This window comes from Exiguobacterium sp. ZOR0005 (genome assembly GCF_000798975.1).
GTDB classification, from domain to species: Bacteria; Bacillota; Bacilli; order Exiguobacteriales; family Exiguobacteriaceae; genus Exiguobacterium; species Exiguobacterium aurantiacum.
Window position 1 is genome coordinate 57,404 of sequence record NZ_JTLB01000026.1, and the last position, 19,346, is coordinate 76,749.

Genomic DNA, 19,346 nt, shown 5'->3' on the forward strand with positions numbered 1-19,346 from the left:
GTGATATCCCCCTTAAATGACTTTGGCTTCCGTGCGAAGTAATTGAACGAGCTCACTCACTTGTGACGCCGTATCCCCTTCAAGGATGCGCCCGGCTTTCTTCTCTTCCGGCAAGAACCGTTCGATCGTCTCGATTTTCGCTTCGATCTCATCTTCGTCGAGGTCGATATCAGACAGTTCAAGTTCTTCAAGCGGCTTCTTCTTCGCCTTCATGATTCCCGGAAGGCTCGGATAGCGCGGTTCGTTCAACCCTTGTTGCGCCGTCACGAGGAGCGGGAGCGCCACTTCGATCACTTCCGTGTCCCCTTCGACGTCACGTGTGACCGTCGCCGTCGTCCCATCGATCTCGAGCTCGGTGATCGTCGTCACGTAGTTCATGTCGAGCAGTTCGGCGACGCGCGGAGCGACTTGGCCGCTACCGCCGTCGATGGCGACGTTCCCGGCGAAGATGAGATCCGGTGCTTGCTCTTTCAAATACGTCGCGAGCACTTTCGAGATCGTCACATGGTCCGCGTCCTCGACGTCGTCCTCGATCGAGATGCGGACCGCTTTGTCCGCTCCCATCGCGAGCGCCGTGCGCAACTCTTTGTCCGCGTCTTCCGGTCCGACCGTCACGACCGTGACTTCTCCCCCGAGGTCGTCACGTTTGCGGATCGCTTCCTCGACCGCGTATTCGTCATACGGGTTGATGATGAACTCGGCGCCGTCTTCTTGGATTTCCCCGTTCTCAAGCTGAATCGCTTCCTCCGTATCGAACGTCCGTTTCAGCAATACAAAAATATTCATCGTAGTTCCCCCTTTAAGTTGTTCGCACCATCATTCATGAATCGGCATTCATTTTTTGGGCCAATGAGAGGGCTTACGGTTAAGCAAGCCCTTTTTTTAACATATGGTGTACTTTCGGAAGCGTCGACATCAAGTCATACTTGAAGCCGCTCGCCATCCAACTCGTGACCACTTCATCGATTGTGCCGAAAATCATTTGCCGGGCGAGCCGGTAGTCGAGCTCGTTGTCGAACTCCCCTGTCTCGATCCCATGCTTGACGACCGCATCGATCAAATTCAAATATGGTTTCAATACTTCGCTTATTTTTTGGCGAAGCGCCAAGTTCGACTGTCGCAACTCGATTTGTGTCACGACGGCGAGGTCGTAATCGGCCGACAGTTGTTTCAGATGTGACTCGATCAAGCGGTACAGCTTGTCCCCTGCCGTCGTCTCCTGCTCGATCTGTTGCTTCGAGTAGTCGATGAACAGCCCCATCTTCGTCTGGAACAACTCGATCAAGAGATGTTCCTTGTTTTTGAAATACAGATAGATTGTTCCGTCCGCGACGCCCGCCTCTTTGGCGATGGCTGTCACCTTTGCACCGTGATAGCCATGGTCCGCAATCACTTTCACTGCCGCATCGATAATGCGGTCACTCTTTGATCCATTCTTTGTCATAAACCCCAAGCTCCTTACCGCTGCAGAAAAATGAATGATGGTTCATTCATTTATTATTCTATCATGTGTGAAGGCAGTGTCAACTGCTTTGTTTCACTTGTTTCGCCTTCTCTTCATCGACGAGGACGCGACGCAAAATCTTACCGACGAACGTCTTCGGCAACTCATCGCGGAACTCGTACAGCTTCGGCACTTTATACGCCGCCAGTTTCTCCCGACAATGCTTGTCGAGCTCTTCTTCGGTCACGTTCACGCCGTCACGGGTGACGATGAACGCTTTGACCGTCTCGCCGCGATACGGATCAGGCACGCCGATACAGACCGCTTCTTTCACGGCCGGATGTTCGTAAAGCACTTCTTCGATTTCCCGCGGGTAGACGTTGAAGCCGCCGGCGATGATCATGTCTTTCTTCCGGTCGACGATATAGAAGAAGCCGTCCTCGCCCATGTAGCCGAGGTCGCCGGTCGCGAGCCAACCATCTTTCAAGACGGCCGCCGTCTCTTCCGGCTTTTGCCAGTACCCTTTCATCACTTGCGGACCGTGGAGCATCACTTCCCCGATCTCACCGATATCGGCCGGCGTCTCGCCGTCCGCTTTTACAATTTTAGCAGAAGTGTCCGACAGCGGCACGCCAATCGAGCCGACGATGCGCTTGTCCCATAAGAAGTTCGCATGTGTCACCGGTGACGTCTCTGACAACCCGTACCCTTCGACGATGCGTCCGCCCGTGATGCTCTCGAACTGTTCTTGAACCTCGACCGGCAGCGGCGCCGAACCGGAGATACATGCCTCGATCGACGACAAGTCGTATTTCTTCAGTTTCGGGTCGTTGAGGATGCCGACATACATCGTCGGTGCCCCCGGGAAGAAGTGTGGTTTTTTCTTGTGAATCGTCTTCAAGACGTCGGTCACGTCAAAGCGGGGCACGAGGACGAGCTCATAACCGTTCGCCATCCCGAAGTTGAGGCAACATGTCATCCCATAGACGTGGAAGAACGGCACGACGCTCAAGACGCGTTTCTCATCGCCACGGTTGTATCTATAGAAGAAGTTCGAAATCTGATCGACGTTCGCCGTCAAGTTGAAGTGGGTCAACATGACGCCTTTCGGCAGACCGGTCGTTCCGCCCGTATATTGCAAGACGGCGACGTCTTCTTTCGGGTCGACCTCGATCGGCTTCACCGGACCGAAGTTTTTAAAGTCTTTGAACAAGACCGATCCCGTCGTATCGATGACGATATTGTTCTCACGTTTCACTTTGATCGGGTACAGTTTGTTTTTCGGGAATGGAAGATAATCGGCGATGCTCGTCGTGATGATCGTTTGAATATCGGTCTTCTCTTTCACGCGGAGCGATTTCGGATAGAGGAGGTCGAGCGTGATGACAATTTTCGCGCCCGAGTCGGTGATCAAGTTCTCGAGTTCATGCTCGGTATAGAGCGGGTTCGTCTGGACGACCGTCCCTCCGGCATACAAGACGGCGTAGAATGAGATGACGTATTGCGGACAGTTCGGGAGCATCAGGCTGACCCGGTCCCCTTTTTGTAGCCCTTTTGACTGGAGCATCGTCGCGAGACGATGGGCGGCATCATCGATTTGGGCGAACGTGAGCTCTTTTCCGATGAACGAGACGGCCGTCCGGTCCGGGAAGTCTTTCGCGGCTCGACTGAGCGCCTCATAGAGGGGCTTCACCTCATAGTCAATCGTCTTCGGCATGTCGGCTGGATAATCTTGCAACCACGGTTTGTTCATCGCTTTTCCTCCTTGAGAATGAATAGTGATTCAGTTACATCCATTATAATGCTAAGAAAACGCTTTCATCTACCCTTTACCCAATAATTTTCAGAAAATATCGAAAAAAAGCGATTGGATCATAAAATCCAATCACTTTCAAATGCGTTTGAAGTAATCCTCGGTCTGTTGTGCGTTGCCGATTTTCTCGTCAAGCCGTTCCTGCAAATCTTTCTCCCATTTGATTGCCGAGAAGTCGATTCCGAACCATGCCTCCATCTCCGGACGAGAGAAGGCGTACGTCCGGTTCGGGAAGGCGAAGCGGACGATCTCCGCGTTCTTCACGAGTGTGAAATATGTCGCGGCGTTGCGGATGGCGAGCCGCTCCTGCTCGATCCGGTCCATCTCCGGATCGTCATAGCGCACGGTAAGACCGTACGGCCGCTTCTTCGTCTGCAACTCGACCGATTTATAACAGTCATGCATCGGCAAACTATGAGCAATCCCGACAACGGCGCTATTGTCGCCGACAGTGGCACCTTTATACTGGAACGGATTCGGGCGACCTGTCGACGAATCCGCACAACCCGACAAGACGAGGAGCAGAACGAGCAATAGACTGAACCGTTTCATGGGAATCCTCCTTAAGATTTGAGTTGCAAGTTGAAGCGGTAGAGCAGGCGTTTCGCGAGCAAGTGGGCGAGGAAGCCGCCGATCAAGAAACCGATGATGTACAGTGTGACACTCGTCGGGTACGAGAATGCCGATAAAATGATGCCACCGAGCATGGCGAAACAAATGACCATGATGACATGGACGAGCCAAAGCCAGCCCGTGAACATGAAGAAACGGCCGTTGTTCTCCTGCGGGGCCCGGTTGAACATGAGAAGACCGAGACCGAACGTCAACCCGATGAAGAGGAGTGAGCTGAATATCCCGACCGTCGCAAAGTCACGCCACACCGAATTGTCGGTAAACAAGTTATACGTGTCGACGTTCGCGATGTTCACAAGCGGTGACAAGATTCGCATCGGAAGGCTTTCCATTGCTGCCGAGTACCAGTCGTACGAGACATATCCTGTAATCGCTTGAATCGACCCATTCACCAACGACAAAATTCCAATCGGGAACAAGAAGGCAACGATCGACCAGAGCACTTGAGAAATCGCCTCGCCTCCGAACGAGCCCATCCAAAGCGACAACGTGAAGACCGAGATGCCAATCAAGATGACCAAACCGATGACGGCGGCCACTTTCAACGTCTGTCCTTCGATCAAGAACGCGTAGCGTGACGTGTGAATCACGACGAGCATGATTGCCCCGCCGATCAGCGACGACAGGACGATGCCGCTCGTGCCAATCAACCATTTCGATATGTACAGCTGGTTGCGGCTGAATGGGAGCGACATCGAAAAGTCGGACATTTGGCTATTGCGCTCACTGCCGATCAAGACAGATGCCATCAAGAATCCGAACACGACGTAGAGGAAGACGACCGTCTCAATCGGTAAGAGCGTCCCTAACTCACCGATCGCATAACCGACTCCAGGTATTGTCGTGAAGAAGTCTTCCGTCTCGAGTGAAGCGACGTCACTAGGAATCACCCCGTCATCATACTGGGAAGGGTTCTGTTGAATATCACGAATCCGTTCATCGTAGTACTGCATCTCATTAAACACCGGCACCGTGTAAGCGAGAATTCCGAGCCCGATGAGTAAAATCCATAAGAGCGATACTTGTTTCCAATCTTTTTTAAGTAGCACGTTAGACAACATTCGCCTCACCTCCTAATTGGACGCGGAACACGTCTTCTAGCGACATCGGAATCTCTTCGACGAGCATCGGCTTGTAGCTGTCGACGAACGCCTCGAGCTCATCCGACCGCTCACGGGCCATGAACAAAACGACACGCCCGGTCACGCTTAAAATTTCGATATCTTTTCTTTCGAGCAGTGCGACTGGCACCTCATCTTGGAAGACGACTTGCCACTTCACGCTCAAGGCGCGCGCCTCTTCGAGCGTCATGACGGCTTTGACCCGTCCCTTTTCAATCATGATGACACGGTCTGCGATTCGCTCGAGCTCGTGCAACTGGTGACTCGAGACGATGATCGAGCAATCACGCTGCTCGATTTGCGCGATCATGAGCTTCAAGACGTCCGCTTTGGCGACGACATCGAGTCCGTCGGTCGGTTCGTCGAGAAGATAGTATTTCGCCTGAACAGCGAACGCGAGCGACAGCGTCACCATCGCCTTCTGCCCTTTCGAGAGCTGACGAATCTTCTTATTGTCGATGTTGTATCGCGTGAGCGTCTCACGGAACGTCGAGCGGTTGAACGTCGGATAGATCGACTCGTACAAGGCAGCCGCCTCGTTCACCGTGTAATGTTTGAGCGCGTCGGCCGAGTCGGGCACGAAGATGACGTCCCGTTTCAATTCCGGCGTGTTGAAAATACTCGTCTTCCCATATAAGACGTCGCCTGTGTCCGGCCGGATGATGCCGACCATCGTCCGGAGGAGCGTCGTCTTGCCGGCCCCGTTCCGTCCGACGAGCGCGACGATTTCGCCGCGATGGACTGTAAAGTCGACCCCGTCGAGCACAGTCTGTCGATCAATTTTCTTCGTTAGTTGCTGGACTGTCAGCATGGCTCTCCCCTACTTTCTTATATTCCGTCTCGAACAACGTCACCGCTTCATCGAACGAGACGTTCGCGTAGTGGCAATCGATGGCGAGTTTTTGAATGGCTTCAATCACCGGTCCGCGCGAGGCGTCCTGGTCGACCCAATCTTCTGATACGAACGTGCCGCGGCCGCGATGCATCTCGAGAAGTCCTAACCGCTCGAGCTCCTGATACGCCTTGCTGACCGTATTCGGATTGATAACGAGGTCGGTCGCAAGTTCGCGCACCGACATGACCTTGTCCCCGGGCCGTAAAATGCCGCGGATGACGAGTGCTTTCGTCTGGTTTACGATCTGTTCGTATAAAGGTTCCGAACTTTTCATATCGATATTATATAGCAATTTCTCACACCCTCTCCCTTATCCGTTATAAGTGTATTATATGTACTAGTACACGTAAATGCAATAGTTCTTCGAGGGCATCTTTAGTTTACAGGGAATTGGAAATAATTTGTATACGCCTTTAGACCGAGACGGTTTCGGACTTTTCGGGTACATTGGAGGAGAGGTGACAAAGGATATGAAAAAAAGATTGTTGTTTGGTGCAGCCGCCCTCTTCGTGGCAGGCTCGATGTATGGACGTGGGGAAGCGACGGAACGCTATGAGACGTACATATATGACACATATGGGGAGAACGTCGAGGTGGACGTGTCGCGTGATTGGAAGATGGCGAACTTTAAAGCGACGTTCGAACTCGAGCGTCCCCCGCTCCAAGGCACGTATCACGCCCGGACGTACGGTGACGGAACGATCCATGACGACGTAATGCCGACCTACTGGGTGAACGAAGCGGAGTCGACGATTCATGCCCGGCTCGTCGACGCGAATGCCTTGACGGAAGCAGAGACGGTACGCGCGACCGTGTCCGATAGGGCCGGACGAGGACAAACGATCGAGACGATGCCGGCGACGTCCATCTTCGAACTGAATCCTGAACGATTTTTAGGCGTCGCGATCATGTTGCACGAGGCGTGGGACGACACGGACGAGCAAAAGCAGCGCGTCCTCAACATCATCCGTCTGCTCGAGGACGATGTGAGATCGATCCACTTCTCGTTCGACGTGACGCCGGACGAGGATGACGACTTCACGGAACGTTATTTGAACGTGACGCAGAACGGGCGCGATGGCGAGCCATCATTCGCCTCGCTCCAGACGATCGACGACTTGAACGACCACGACCGGCTTTACGGGTTCGACGAGACAACGTTCATCACGGAATACCGTTTTGACGGGACGAAGATCGACCGGGACACGGCCGATTGAACAGGTCGAGTCGCCTCACTTTACATGGGGCGATTCACTTGCTATCATTTGACGAGTCAATGATTGATTAGTCAAACGAGAAAGGTGGGACGCTATGGAGCTACGTGATGTGAGCCGTTTGCTTTACCAAATCAAACTCGCCGACCAACGTGTCGCGACGGCGTTCGAGAACGAGACCGGCTTCAGCCTGACCCGTTACGAGATGCTCATGGTCGTCAATGAGAAAGGCGTCTGCTCACAAAGTGAGATTAAAGACGCGATGAACATCGACCACGCCGCCGTCACCCGGCACTTGAAGATCCTTGAAGACAAGGGTTACGTCTTACGTGAGCGGAACGCCGCGAACCATCGTGAAGTGTTCGTCCGCCTGACCGACGACGCCGCGCGCGACTTACGGTCGTGCGAACAAAAGCACGACGCGTCCAACCATTTGATGAGCGTCTTGTCGGAAGATGAGATGGCGCAACTGTCCGCTTTACTTGAAAAATTAAACCAAGTCTAAACAGAGAGAAAGAGGAGATCCCCTATGGCAACTACATTTAAAAACGATACATTCCAAGACGTCGTCCTCGGTCGTAAATCGATCCGTGTGTACGATGAGAACGTGAAAATCTCACAAGAAGAGATGCTCGAGATGATCCAGGAAGCGACGATGGCCCCGTCATCGGTCAACATGCAACCGTGGCGCTTCGTCGTCGTCGAGAGCCCAGAGGCGAAAGAGACACTCAAACCGCTCATCAAGTTCAACGTGCGTCAAAACGACACGTCGGCCGCGATGGTGCTCATCTTCGGTGACATGGAATGCTATGAGCTCGGCGAACAGATTTACGACCAAGCCGTCGCGGAAGGTAAAATGCCGCAAGACGTACGCGACCAGCAGCTCGCTGCTATCCTCCCGTACTACAAGAACTTGTCGAAGCAAGAGATGAACGACATCGTCAAGATCGACTCGAGCCTCGCCGCGATGCAGTTCATGCTTGTCGCCCGTGCGCACGGTTACGACACGAACCCGATCGGCGGTTTCGAGAAAGACCAACTCGCCGAGACGTTCGGTTTAGACAAAGACCGTTACGTGCCGGTCATGATCCTCTCTGTTGGGAAAGCGGCAGAAGAAGGCTACCAATCGGTCCGCCTCGACGCTGAAACAATCACAAACTTCAAATAATCGGAGGAACCCCACATGATCCTAATCAATGCCATCTTCGACGTGAAAGAAGACGCGTTCGACAACTTCTTGACAGATATCAACAAGCTCATCGACTCGTCGAAACAAGAAGCCGGTTGCTTGAGCTATGAACTGTTCCAATCGACGACGTCTGAGAACCGGTTCGTCATGATCGAGAACTGGGCCGACCAAGCGGCCGTCGAGCAACACAACCAAAACCCGGACCTCATCGCGTTCGCCCAAAACGTAGGCAACTACGTGACGGCGAAACCGGTGCTCCATGTGACGGAAGTAAACTAACAAATGCCTAGAGCGGTCAACGCTCTAGGCATTTTTTTAATGGTGTGGTTCCGTCACGGCTTCGACCCATGCGGCGCCTTCGTACAGGGCTGCCCACTCGGCTTCCGTCAATTCCCCGACGATGAACTGTTTTGCTGGGAAGATGGTCGATCCGTTTGCTTGCGCGTGGACCCGGGCGAGATACAGCCCGTCTTCTTTTAGCGACGTCGTCAATGCGTACGTCCCTGCCCCGACCCGTTTCGCTTCTTGCATCCCGTATGACAGCGTCCCGTCCGCCTTTTGCAGTTCAAGGTGGACGAAGTCCGGTTCGTCTTCACTGAGCGCGATCTCGAACGTGACCGGTACTCCGGGAATGACCTCGTCCGGGAACTCAAGCGTCGCCTCAAGCGGGGCTTCTTCTTTATACAAAGTCGTCGCCTCCGGATTGACCGCGCAACCAGCTAACGCCGTTACGGCGACGAGGCATGAGATGATGGATAGCTTCCATTTCATTCGTTTCACCCCGCATTCAAATAACGCTGTAGTGTCGTTGAGCGTCGGATGACGACCCAATCGAGTAACGCGACGATGAGAAGCGACAACCCGACGAGCGGGAAAACGATTCCAAAGCCGACAAGCAAGACGAGGAACACGTTCCGCCGTATTTTCGACGGTGCGGATGGCGCCCCGCTCTTCGCGTTCGGCTTCCGTGAATACCATAAGTAGGCACCGCTCACGACGACGAACACGACGCCGAGACAGATGACGAGGCCAAGCAACTGGTTGAACAGTCCGAACTGTTTCCCTGTATGAAGCGTGATCCCGAGTGCGACCGCCTTGCCGACGATGCCGTAATGGTCGTAGCGATAATCAGCGAGCACCGCCCCCGAATACTGATCGAGGTGGATCGTCGCCTCGTCTTGGGCCCGGTCCGGGTAAGCCGACAACGTATAGACGCCGTCTGCCGTGCCCGGAAGGCTAATCGTATAGCTCGGGTCCATCCCGACCGTGGTCGCGATTTGATTGACTTGATCGAGCGAGAGCGGAACGTATCCGGCAACAACGGAGTTCGGCACCGGGAGCGTCTCCGCCGCCCACGGGACGTCCGCGACGTCTTCTGTCTTCACGGATGAGGTCGGTGCTTCTCCGCCCCAAATCGACGGCGGATAGCCGACACCGGCGTTCGTCGCGATCGATTGGAAGTTCGCGCCCCAAAACCCGGACCACGGGAGACCGGTCAAGACGAGGAACAAGAGCCCAGCTGTCACCCAAAACCCAGGGACGACATGCAAGTCACGCCGCAACACCCGTTTCCCTTTCCGGAGGCGCGGATAAATCGTCCCCGACGCCTGTAGCCCGTTGCGCGGCCAGAATAGATAGAGTCCCGTCGCCATCAAGACGATCGTCCAACAGGCGACGAGCTCGACGATTCGGTCACCGAGCGTTCCCATCATCAGTTCGCCATGGAGGACCTCCACTTGGTTCATGAAGCGGTCGGCGTTTAATTGTGACCCGATGACGTTCCCGCTGTAAGGATCGACGAACACTGTCGTCGCCCCTTCTTCGGTCATGACACGAAATTCACTCGAGCGGTCCGGCGACTCACCCGGTCGATACCGTGTGATTGGTGTATCCGGATACTCGGCTTGAACCCGATTGAGTAGCTCCGTCGCGCTCAACCGTTCCCCGCTCGGCTCGACTTGATAGTAGTCGGCATAGATGACTTGCTCGATTTGTGGCTTGAATAAATAAACGGCCCCCGTGACCGCTAGCACCAATAAGAACGGTGCGATGATCAATCCGGCGTAAAGATGCCAGCGCCAGACGGCACGGTACCAATCACGCCCCGATGAAGATGATTTCATGATGATTCCCCCGGTTATGTAATGTGTCCAATATGTGAACAGGTTAATTGTACGCACTCACACTTTTTGTGATCGCTTACTTTGTGGCTGTTGTTTGTCTATCTGACGAAATAAACGTGAAGTTAGATTCATCGTAATTACACAACTGCGCTTGATAACTTGTAGGATAAGATGAACTCATCTTGTAGACTGATTGAAGTGAGGTGATCTAGATGAAATATACATGCCCTTGTTGCGGGTACAAGACGCTTGACGAAGAACCACCTGGCACGTATGACATTTGCGGCATCTGTTTTTGGGAAGATGACGTGGTCCAGTTCAATGACCCGGACTACGAAGGTGGTGCCAACGAAGTGTCACTCCGACAAGCACAACAGAACTATATTCATGTTGGCGCATGCGATCGAGGCTCGCTCAAATTCGTTCGGACTCCGGACGAGGACGACGTCAAAGATCCAAAATGGCGACCACTTCGTAAAAAATGAGCATAAAAAATCCGCTTCTACGCATAGGTAGAAGCGGCTATTTTTATAACCCGATGATCGCGACAGACACACCGAGAACACCGATGAGCGCCATCGCGTAAACTGGTACGCGTGGCATCTCGCCGTTGTTATCGAGCGCCTTCCCGAACATGAAGAACACGAGCGGGTGAACGAGGAACGGCATCGAGAAGATGAGCGGGATGAGAAGCGACGCTTCCGTCCCAAACATGCCGCCTTGGATCGCTGCGAAGAGACCGAAGTGCGAGATCGCTGACGACTGAGCCATTGCCGAATAGTCGAACGCGATCGTGCTGAAGCTGAGGAGCACGAGTCCGCCGAAGACGGCCATGATCTGCCAGCCGAACGAGAACTGCATGAGTGCCTTGACTTCTTTGAAGTCTTCGCCGTTCGCAGCGCGCAAGTTTTTGAGCGCGAGGAACGTAAGTGTGAGACCGACCAAGACGATGATTGCCGTCGGCCAGATCCAGAGTGCCCCGTTATCGGCACTGATCGCCAAAATCGAGAAGACGAAAATGTGACCGAAGAACGGGATGTTGATCATAATCGGGGCACGTTTCGCTGCGACTTTCCCGAAGTCACCAGCTGTACATGCACCTGTGAGACCACTGTGCGAGAGCGATCCCGCCATACCTGGTGCGAGGTTACGGATGTGTCCTGTACGTGCGAACCACATGAGGAGCGCGATTCCACCGAACATCCAGAACAACTGTCCGAAGAATCCGTAGAAGAGGACCGAGTTCATGCCTTCGATGGCGAAAGCGTCCCCGATGCGTGAACCACCGACCATGAAGTTCGCTGCCAAAACGACCGGGATCCCGGCGAAGAGGAGCGCGCGAACCGTCGGGCCGTACGTCCAGTTTTGGAAGATGGCACCGAGCGCTGACGACAAGATCATCGCGAAGAAGATCTGCGGGAGCGCGATAACAGGTTGGACGAGCGTGGCGATCGCGAACGAGATGAACAAGATGGCGATCAAAATCACCGTCTCGATCAAGCCTTTACGCATGTACACCTGTTTGTCGTCGATTTGCGCCTTGTGGTCGATCAACAGGAACGATGCCGCGAGACCGATCAACGCGAGAATCGGATAGTAAAGCATGATGCCCTCAGCCGTACCCGGTTGAATCATCATACGGAAGAACCCTTCCAATCCGACGAGCAGGAAGAATGAACGGAGGATGAAGATGAACTGCGTCCGTCCCGTTCCGAGGAACATCTCTTCTTTTGACGGCACGACGATGTCTTTCACGTCGAGCGCTTGTTTGCTTAAGATTTTACGTAGCTCTTGCCCACCGACGAAGAACGACACGACGAGCGCGATGATCGTCGTCCGTGAGAGGAAGTCGACGAGCGGGAATTCTGGGAGACCCGGCGTCGCGATGCCCATCTCGACCATGACGAAGCCAAGACCAAGTCCGAAGATGACGATGACGAGGATTGGCGAGAACCGTGAACCGGCCACGACCATCCGTGACAAGATGACCATCGGGATGACGAAGGCCATTAACAACCAAAACTGGTTGAGTAATTGAACTTGAGATAACTGCTGTACAATTTCCATGGATAAACCCCTTATACATTTTTTTCACACTGTCTCGAAGTGTAACGTATTGTCGATTTTGTGACAAGGGGGTGTGACGTATTGTAAAGATTGAAAGCGGAACCAAATGAATTGGTCCCGCTTTCGGTCAATTATTCGGTTGACGAAGACCCCAAGTGCCTTTATTTCCTGTGGCATAAAACAAGTCTTCTTTCCCGGCGAAACTCGCGGAATCGCTCGAGTGGGCACGAATCTGTTTATTGACGTGCGCCTTCCAATCTTTGTACCGATCGAGCTCGAGTTGATAGTACGACTTCTCGATGTAGTCATAAATTTCTTTCAAAGATGCCTTCCCGCCGTGATGCTGGAGGGCGAATTGGATTTTGCGAAGTAGTGCGCGCTTCAAGTTATCCCTCACCTTTCACTAAATACTTCTAAATACTCTTCAAACTTTTGTTCAACCGCTCTGACGATTCTTTCATGAACAAATTCGCTCTCAATACGAAATTCTTCCCTAACACAGAATATATCATCAACTAACTTAAAAGGCGGAGAAATATTGCTCACTCTTGTAGGAGTAGTCGATAGGTACTTCAATGGCAGTGTTTTTAAGTGCCGTTTCATTTTCGCTTCGGAGAAAGGAGCTTTAAATTCCTCGCTTATATTTTTGAGAGCGTACAAGCGGTGTTGGCTACTAACTAAGTCATAATAAGGTCTTGCTAGTTCAGTTATTGAAACTGGGGCATGCCAATCATGAGGACCTCGCTCTAACATAATCTTCAGTACATTCATTTTATAAGGTCCCTGCCTATCGAACTCATCTATGTACTGAATTAACTGCTTAAGCCGTTCTTCCATAATTACGCCACCCTCATTCTGAAGCTTTCCGACTGAAGTAGTGATGCAGCCGCACTTCAACGATTTGACTGACCCATTCGTAAACCAAAGGATGAGCATACGCTTCGTTCTGCTCAATATGTAAGGACTCCTCTGACACGAAGAACGGCCCTTTTGCTATTTTATCAAAAGGCATCCGTAACAGTAACTTTTCAATCCGTTGCTGCTGGAACGGGGATTGGAAGTCTTTCGTTTGCCCGTCAATCTGTTGCCGATATGGGAATGTGTTGATGAACTCATAGAATGGTCGAGCCGCCTCGCTCGCCGGAAGTGGTCGAAGCCATCCATCGATTCCACGGCCTAGCATGATTGATAGCACAATCATCTTATAGCTCTTCGTCATGTCCGTGTACTCCACTTCAAGCAACAACGACTTCGCCTCTTCAAACAGATGACTCTCTTCATCATCTAGCTCACCTATCCGGTCGAGAAACCCGTAAAAACCGCCATCTTTCTTCCATTCAGAACGATAGGCATCGATTGAGTATTCGCCTCGTTGAATCAACTCTAGGTAACTCGGCCTTCTCCCTAACTCTTCTTTCACCATGTAGTAGTTCCGCTCCAACTGTTGCCGACGCGTCGAAGAACGGGTCACCATCCGCTTCAATAAGTCGATGGCCTGTAAATCAAATTCGATTGTACAACCGTTTGGTAAATCGATTCCTGTAGGAAGTGACTTGACGACCGGTTGTCGTTTTGTCGTCAGGAGTGCCAACTTCTTGTCGATATTTTTGTAGTTCCCAATTAAATCGATAATGGTGCAATGCGTCTTCCCGCTCAGTAAGCGGAGTCCACGACCAATCTGTTGGGTGAAAACCGTCAACGATTCAGTCGGGCGGCAGAACAATAACGTATCAATCTCTGGAATATCGACACCTTCATTGAACAAGTTCACCGCAAAGATGATATCGAGATGTCCTTGTTTCAATTGACGGATGACTTCCGCACGGTCATATTCGGTCTGGCTATGTAACGCGACGGCTTGAACACCTTGTAGGCGGAAATAGTCGGCCAAGTATTCAGCCTGATTGACTGACGAACAGAAACTAAGCGCTCGTGTTTGGTGATGTATCTTCCACGCCTCATAGATTTTTTGAGCGACACTCTCTTTCAACTGCTCCGCCAACAGTTCGTCCTGATCATAGCGACGACCATTGATCAATCGAATCTGCGAATAGTCAATCTCATCATAAATCCCAACGTAATGGAATGGCGTCAAATACGACTCTTCAATCGCTTCTGTGAAGTGCATCTGATAGGCGACATTGTCGTCGCACAAGGCATAGACGTCTCCACCGTCCAACCGGTCCGGTGTCGCTGTCAATCCTAGCAAGAATTTCGGTTCGAAATAGTCCAAGACACGACGATAAGACGGTGCCGCCGAGTGATGAAATTCGTCGACGATTATCAAATCGAACTGATTTGGCGCGAACTGTTCCATTCGGTGTTTCGAGGCCAACGTTTGAATCGAAGCGAACAAAACATCTGCCGATTCTTCATCTCTCGAGTCACCGCCAAGGAGTAATCCTGTCTTCCATTCATTGGAGACCCTTATAAAAGAGCTCTCAGCTTGAAGCAGAATCTCTTTTTGATGGGCGATGAAGAGTACTCGTTTGAACTGTCTGGCGAAAAAGGCGCTCAAGTACGTCTTTCCTAAACCTGTAGCGAGTACGAGCATCGCCTTACGTCTTCCTTCATCCATCGTCTCGCGTAACGCCTTCAACGCAGCATCTTGCACGGTGTTCGGCGTTATTGTATCGTCCTCGATATAGACCGGCGTCGGTTCTGCAATTTGCTCCGCTTCCTTCATCCGGTCTTGACGGGCATTGTACTCTTCACGATAAGGCTGTATCGAGACGGCATTCATGATTTGGGCGTAATCACTATAGAAGAGATCGTGAAACGCATCGACCGATTGCTCGAACACGTCCTCCGAGATACTTGCTGGAATCTCGACGTTCCATTCGACACCTCGATTCAAGGCGCTATGCGACAGATTGGAAGAACCGACAAAGAACGTTCCGCCATCTTCTGTTCGGAACAAGTAGGCTTTCGGATGGAATGACTGACCTTTGGATCGATAGAGTCGCAGTTCCACGCCTTGAATGTTCATTAACATTTCCAGAGCATCCGGATTCGTCAAATAGAGATAATCGCCAATTAGAATCCGGACTTGCGCACCGCGTTTAACTGCGCCCTTTAGGGAAGCTGCAATTTCTTGCACGCCCGATACTTGCGCAAACGCGACGACCATATAAATTTCAGTCGCCGCGTCGATTTGGTGTTGTAATGGAATTCGTAAATGACTCGTATGCAGACGTAACTCACTCATGATCAAGGACCTCTTCCAAGAAGAGACCTTTTTCAAAACCGCCCCGCTTTTCACGCTTCTCCTCGCGGATGCGATTCAATTCTTCGAAGCTTGCACCATGCATCTTCCCGAGCGTATAGACGAGTTCCAAAATATCAGCCAATTCTTCGAGTGATTCTTCATCGATGTTCGTCTCTTCATACTCTTTGATTTCTTCATAGAGTTTCAAACGGGCCTGTTCGAAATGTTCGGCTTGATTCAAGTGTTTGACGACAGGAATTTGCCCTGCTTCGTGAATGATTTCAGGGATACGGTCGCGGATTAGTTTGTTATAGCGCTCCATAATTTATTCATCCTTTCTCTAAGGCGTGATGGTAGATCCACATTCGATTAAATATTATACTTTCATTATATCCAATTATTTGGAATAGCGCTTTAAGTGCAGGGAGGTATTTTATGATAACGTCAGAAATCCAATCAATATTTAATGTATTTAACAATAACTATGTATACGAAATACCTGATTTTCAACGAGATTTTGTCTGGGGCGAACACGAAGTAACTCAATTGTTTAAAGACTTTAACGAAGATACAGAGGAGTTTACAAAAGAAAGTTCTTTGTTAGATGGATATTTATTGGGGAATATCGTTTTAATTAATAATGACGCAACTACAGCGAGCAAAATTGTTATCGATGGTCAACAAAGACTCACTACACTTTCTCTACTCTACAAAGTACTAGAAGAAACAATTGATTATCGTCTTCATCGAAAAGAAAATAGTATTGAAACCATGCAAAAATGGATGAATATGCGCGGAGAATTAAATAAAGGTTATGGCTTATTTGATGATGAAGCAAATTTTAAAAATTCAAAGATACAACATCATAAGAGTCTAGAATTCGGAAGTATTTACCGACACATCATACGTCCAGATTCAAGTGCAAAGAATAGTCTACAACAATCTAGTCAAATCGAAGAAGTCTATGAAGTTTTAAAAGAAGAGCTCTCAAAGTTGAGTGACCAAGAACTACCTAAATTTGTGAACTACATTAAACACAAAGTGATGCTTATTGTAACGACCGCTCCAACGTTATCTAAAGCTTTTCAGTTATTTGAAATCTTAAATAACCGAGGTAAAGACTTGGAACCTTTAGATTTGATAAAGAATATGCTCCTCAAAAATTTGGCAAAAGAACATTATAGTGAAGATGAACGTGATAAATTTACAGAACTATGGCGGAAATTTAATGATAACCTTGCGCTGAATTCTAAGAAGAAAATTGAGTCTTCTACTTTCCTGAAACATTATTTAGTCGGAACAACAGGCGAGAATGTCCGCAAAGATAAATTGTTTAACTATTATTCAGAATTAAACCCATCAAAAGAAAACGTACTAATGATGGTTTCAGAAATGCATGATGTTTCGTATACTTACGGGAAACTTGAACGAAAAGAATTCGATGGCTTTATCAAAAATACACATCTACTAGATATTCTTTTTAAGCTTTTAAGTCTAAAACAAGCACAAACCATCCTGATCCCATTCTACAACGAATCTGAGCAACGTAAGTCAGAAGTCGTTGACTTAGCAATTCGCTTAGGAGCTAGTGTTATCTTCTCTTATACTCAAACAAACTATATCGAGGCTGAGATACCTTCACTAATCAAAAAATATTACGCTACTTTGGATAGAGAGGGTTCAGATCGAGCATACTTCCAATTCACGAATGAATTAGAGCGTCGCATTCAGGAAAAAGCAAAGCTAGCTAAAGATGCTGTATCTACAAGAAGGTTTGAAAATACTCGTGGAAATTATAACAAGAAAGGTTATGACCTTTTACGTTTCATTGAATCATATGGTCACTTAGACAGTGCTGTGCTTTTAACGTCAAATCGAAGTAAAAAAATCACTTTAGAACACATCATGCCGAGAACACCTGTGAATCAAGAATTTATAATCGATTCCGGCTTTACAGATATCGAAGAATATAAAGAATACGTGAATCGAATCGGTAATTTTGCTCTAATACACAATGATGAAAACTCCGCTCTCTCGAATAAAAGTTTTGATCAAAAACGTCTCGTATACGCTCGCTCGTCAATTTGGACAACTCAAGTACTGAACAGTATGTTAGTTTCGACAATGAAATCCGGAAAAGAAGTACATCAGTATGAGGTAATTAATGAATCTTTGTTTGTCCAGGCCGAAGAAGGGATTTGGACAAAAGAGAACATTCATGCACGTTCAGAGAAAATTGCACTATACTTGGAATTGATTCTTACTAAGGGCGGTAGTAAATAATTTAGCTACTCAACACATAAAAGAAGCGACCGTTGAAGGGTCGCTTCTTTTATTCCACAATCTCAAACGCCTTCACATACGCCACGTGATCAAGGAACAAAATCATCTCCTCATCGAATTGAACGAACCCGTCCGACGCGTGTCGGAACGATTGATAAATCGACTCGAGCGCCGCATAGCGGCTCTCCGCCTCGACCGTATACGTCAAAATCTCTTCGTTGATCAAATGAAACTCAATCTCGTACGATTTCATGCTGTCTCCTCCGTTTCGTGTGGATAGCGAGCCTGTCTGCTATCCTTTACCCGCTCTTTGCCGTCTCGTCTCAAAATTCGTCCACCTCGTTGACTTCGGTCACAACGACACCCGTATCCCCGACTTTCCCCAAGTCTTTAACGATTGGGTCTTCATACGCCAAGACATGAAATTCTTGCTCGACCGTGCAGATCACGTAATGCGACAACGACCCCCGGTACGTGTTGACGCGTTCTGTCGACATCGTGTCTGCGGCGAATCGCGTGAATTGAGACGTCTTCAGCTTCACGATGGGGTAGGCATTGCGTAGCCCTTCTTCGTGCATGCTATGGTCCTCGATCGTCCCGAGAAACACGGCATATTGCTCAAAGCGGATGAGGATCCGGTCGCGCTCCGCGTCCCACGTCAACAACATCGTCGCATCCTCCGCTCCGAAACACGTCCACTCGAGCGGATAGTACATCTCGCCTTTCATCTGAAACGACTCGACATCGAGCACGTAGTCCTCCGTCGTCATCAAAAAATTCAAATCGATGGCCAAACCGTTTCCCCCTTTCAAAAAAAGCGACGTCCGCAAACGTCGCTCTCCCTCAATAAAAGATAAACCACAGTGCCGCTGCCACTAAAAACAACCCGGCCCCGATGAAGAGAATCTTCGCTAATCGTTCATATACCATGTCTTCACCTCACTAACGCCGCACCGACGATGAGCGAGACACCAATCGAGAGGAGGAACGCCAAAAGCCCGACGGCGATGTTCCCTTTCCCAATCTCTTCGTTCACCTTCAAGGACGGGGTCAAAAATTCAAACAACCAATACGTGACGAGGAGCAAGAAGAAACCGAAGCCCCCGCCGACCAAAATGTCGACCATGCGATCGTGGTGGCTCTCGACGACACGGAAGATGTTGGCGAGACCGACAACCTTCCCGCCCGTCGCGAGCGCCACGGCGATGTTCCCTTTTTGAATCTCGCGCCAATTGCTGTACGGCGTCGTCACCTCGAAGATGGCGAGCCCGACGACGATCATGAGCCCGGCGATCGTATACAGACCGAACGACTCGAGCATGACGTTAAACGTTACGTTACCCAATAGCATCTCGT

Annotated in this window: 23 protein-coding genes; 6 read left to right on the forward strand and 17 right to left on the reverse strand. The window is 50.3% G+C overall.

All coding sequences use genetic code 11. The annotated features are described in order from the left end of the window. Nucleotides 1–12: 12 nt before the first annotated feature. The 7 genes from L971_RS12155 to L971_RS12185 form a co-directional block, all read right to left on the reverse strand. On the reverse strand, nucleotides 13–786 hold the full coding sequence (locus tag L971_RS12155; protein ID WP_029335670.1) for an electron transfer flavoprotein subunit beta/FixA family protein: 774 nt from the start codon (nucleotides 784–786) through the stop codon (nucleotides 13–15). Between the two features lie 79 nt (nucleotides 787–865). Continuing rightward, nucleotides 866–1,444 carry a TetR/AcrR family transcriptional regulator gene (locus L971_RS12160; RefSeq protein WP_024369807.1) on the reverse strand — a complete coding sequence of 193 codons (579 nt, stop codon included), beginning with the start codon at nucleotides 1,442–1,444 and terminating at the stop codon, nucleotides 866–868. Between the two features lie 79 nt (nucleotides 1,445–1,523). Then, nucleotides 1,524–3,197, reverse strand: a complete 1,674-nt coding sequence (locus L971_RS12165) for an AMP-binding protein (protein ID WP_047376082.1) — start codon at nucleotides 3,195–3,197, stop codon at nucleotides 1,524–1,526. 138 nt (nucleotides 3,198–3,335) lie between these two features. Beyond that, nucleotides 3,336–3,809 carry a DUF4825 domain-containing protein gene (locus L971_RS12170; RefSeq protein WP_024369805.1) on the reverse strand — a complete coding sequence of 158 codons (474 nt, stop codon included), beginning with the start codon at nucleotides 3,807–3,809 and terminating at the stop codon, nucleotides 3,336–3,338. 11 nt (nucleotides 3,810–3,820) lie between these two features. After that, on the reverse strand, nucleotides 3,821–4,951 hold the full coding sequence (locus L971_RS12175; RefSeq protein WP_024369804.1) for an ABC transporter permease subunit: 1,131 nt from the start codon (nucleotides 4,949–4,951) through the stop codon (nucleotides 3,821–3,823). Then, nucleotides 4,941–5,822 carry an ABC transporter ATP-binding protein gene (locus tag L971_RS12180; protein ID WP_024369803.1) on the reverse strand — a complete coding sequence of 294 codons (882 nt, stop codon included), beginning with the start codon at nucleotides 5,820–5,822 and terminating at the stop codon, nucleotides 4,941–4,943. Before L971_RS12180 ends, L971_RS12175 begins: the two co-directional genes overlap by 11 nt. Continuing rightward, entirely contained in the window at nucleotides 5,788–6,198 is a 411-nt protein-coding gene (locus tag L971_RS12185; protein WP_024369802.1) for a GntR family transcriptional regulator, read from the reverse strand. The genes L971_RS12180 and L971_RS12185 overlap by 35 nt, the downstream gene beginning before the upstream one ends. A gap of 178 nt (nucleotides 6,199–6,376) precedes the next feature. Between L971_RS12185 and L971_RS12190 the strand changes: the two genes are divergently transcribed. The 4 genes from L971_RS12190 (at nucleotide 6,377) to L971_RS12205 (ending at nucleotide 8,588) form a co-directional block, all read left to right on the forward strand. Beyond that, nucleotides 6,377–7,123 (forward strand): hypothetical protein, encoded by a 747-nt coding sequence (locus L971_RS12190; protein ID WP_047376087.1) that lies wholly within the window; start codon nucleotides 6,377–6,379, stop codon nucleotides 7,121–7,123. 94 nt (nucleotides 7,124–7,217) lie between these two features. Beyond that, complete coding sequence (locus tag L971_RS12195) at nucleotides 7,218–7,625, forward strand: MarR family winged helix-turn-helix transcriptional regulator (protein ID WP_024369800.1); 408 nt, start codon at nucleotides 7,218–7,220, stop codon at nucleotides 7,623–7,625. Nucleotides 7,626–7,649: 24 nt separating this feature from the next. Further along, nucleotides 7,650–8,288, forward strand: a complete 639-nt coding sequence (locus L971_RS12200) for a nitroreductase family protein (RefSeq protein ID WP_024369799.1) — start codon at nucleotides 7,650–7,652, stop codon at nucleotides 8,286–8,288. 15 nt (nucleotides 8,289–8,303) lie between these two features. After that, the gene (locus L971_RS12205; protein ID WP_024369798.1) at nucleotides 8,304–8,588 is read left to right on the forward strand and encodes a putative quinol monooxygenase; all 285 of its coding nucleotides are present in this window, start codon (nucleotides 8,304–8,306) and stop codon (nucleotides 8,586–8,588) included. A 36-nt stretch (nucleotides 8,589–8,624) separates the two neighbouring features. Here L971_RS12205 and L971_RS12210 read toward each other — a convergent pair whose 3' ends face one another. After that, nucleotides 8,625–9,080 carry a hypothetical protein gene (locus tag L971_RS12210; RefSeq protein WP_047376089.1) on the reverse strand — a complete coding sequence of 152 codons (456 nt, stop codon included), beginning with the start codon at nucleotides 9,078–9,080 and terminating at the stop codon, nucleotides 8,625–8,627. Between the two features lie 5 nt (nucleotides 9,081–9,085). After that, nucleotides 9,086–10,432, reverse strand: coding sequence for a PepSY domain-containing protein (locus L971_RS12215; protein ID WP_047376091.1), 1,347 nt, complete (start codon nucleotides 10,430–10,432; stop codon nucleotides 9,086–9,088). 212 nt (nucleotides 10,433–10,644) lie between these two features. On the opposite strand from L971_RS12215, the gene L971_RS12220 reads away from it, so the two are divergent. Further along, on the forward strand, nucleotides 10,645–10,917 hold the full coding sequence (locus L971_RS12220) for a CPCC family cysteine-rich protein (protein WP_047376096.1): 273 nt from the start codon (nucleotides 10,645–10,647) through the stop codon (nucleotides 10,915–10,917). A 43-nt stretch (nucleotides 10,918–10,960) separates the two neighbouring features. Here L971_RS12220 and L971_RS12225 read toward each other — a convergent pair whose 3' ends face one another. The 5 genes from L971_RS12225 to L971_RS12245 form a co-directional block, all read right to left on the reverse strand. Further along, entirely contained in the window at nucleotides 10,961–12,499 is a 1,539-nt protein-coding gene (locus tag L971_RS12225; RefSeq protein ID WP_024369794.1) for a hypothetical protein, read from the reverse strand. Nucleotides 12,500–12,626: 127 nt separating this feature from the next. Beyond that, nucleotides 12,627–12,884, reverse strand: coding sequence for a hypothetical protein (locus L971_RS12230; protein WP_029335679.1), 258 nt, complete (start codon nucleotides 12,882–12,884; stop codon nucleotides 12,627–12,629). A gap of 8 nt (nucleotides 12,885–12,892) precedes the next feature. After that, nucleotides 12,893–13,336, reverse strand: coding sequence for a hypothetical protein (locus L971_RS12235; protein WP_047376099.1), 444 nt, complete (start codon nucleotides 13,334–13,336; stop codon nucleotides 12,893–12,895). Between the two features lie 13 nt (nucleotides 13,337–13,349). Continuing rightward, nucleotides 13,350–15,707, reverse strand: coding sequence for a DEAD/DEAH box helicase family protein (locus L971_RS12240; protein WP_047376103.1), 2,358 nt, complete (start codon nucleotides 15,705–15,707; stop codon nucleotides 13,350–13,352). Further along, nucleotides 15,700–16,029 carry a nucleoside triphosphate pyrophosphohydrolase gene (locus L971_RS12245; RefSeq protein ID WP_047376108.1) on the reverse strand — a complete coding sequence of 110 codons (330 nt, stop codon included), beginning with the start codon at nucleotides 16,027–16,029 and terminating at the stop codon, nucleotides 15,700–15,702. The genes L971_RS12240 and L971_RS12245 overlap by 8 nt, the downstream gene beginning before the upstream one ends. 113 nt (nucleotides 16,030–16,142) lie before the next feature. Between L971_RS12245 and L971_RS12250 the strand changes: the two genes are divergently transcribed. After that, nucleotides 16,143–17,990: a DUF262 domain-containing protein gene (locus L971_RS12250; RefSeq protein ID WP_047376110.1), complete on the forward strand. Its 1,848-nt coding sequence runs from the start codon at nucleotides 16,143–16,145 to the stop codon at nucleotides 17,988–17,990. 49 nt (nucleotides 17,991–18,039) lie between these two features. Here L971_RS12250 and L971_RS12255 read toward each other — a convergent pair whose 3' ends face one another. The 3 genes from L971_RS12255 to L971_RS12265 form a co-directional block, all read right to left on the reverse strand. Beyond that, nucleotides 18,040–18,243: a hypothetical protein gene (locus tag L971_RS12255; protein WP_024369785.1), complete on the reverse strand. Its 204-nt coding sequence runs from the start codon at nucleotides 18,241–18,243 to the stop codon at nucleotides 18,040–18,042. Between the two features lie 70 nt (nucleotides 18,244–18,313). Next, complete coding sequence (locus L971_RS12260; protein ID WP_156111533.1) at nucleotides 18,314–18,784, reverse strand: hypothetical protein; 471 nt, start codon at nucleotides 18,782–18,784, stop codon at nucleotides 18,314–18,316. 140 nt (nucleotides 18,785–18,924) lie between these two features. Then, entirely contained in the window at nucleotides 18,925–19,341 is a 417-nt protein-coding gene (locus L971_RS12265; protein ID WP_029335689.1) for a DUF350 domain-containing protein, read from the reverse strand. Nucleotides 19,342–19,346: the final 5 nt, after the last annotated feature.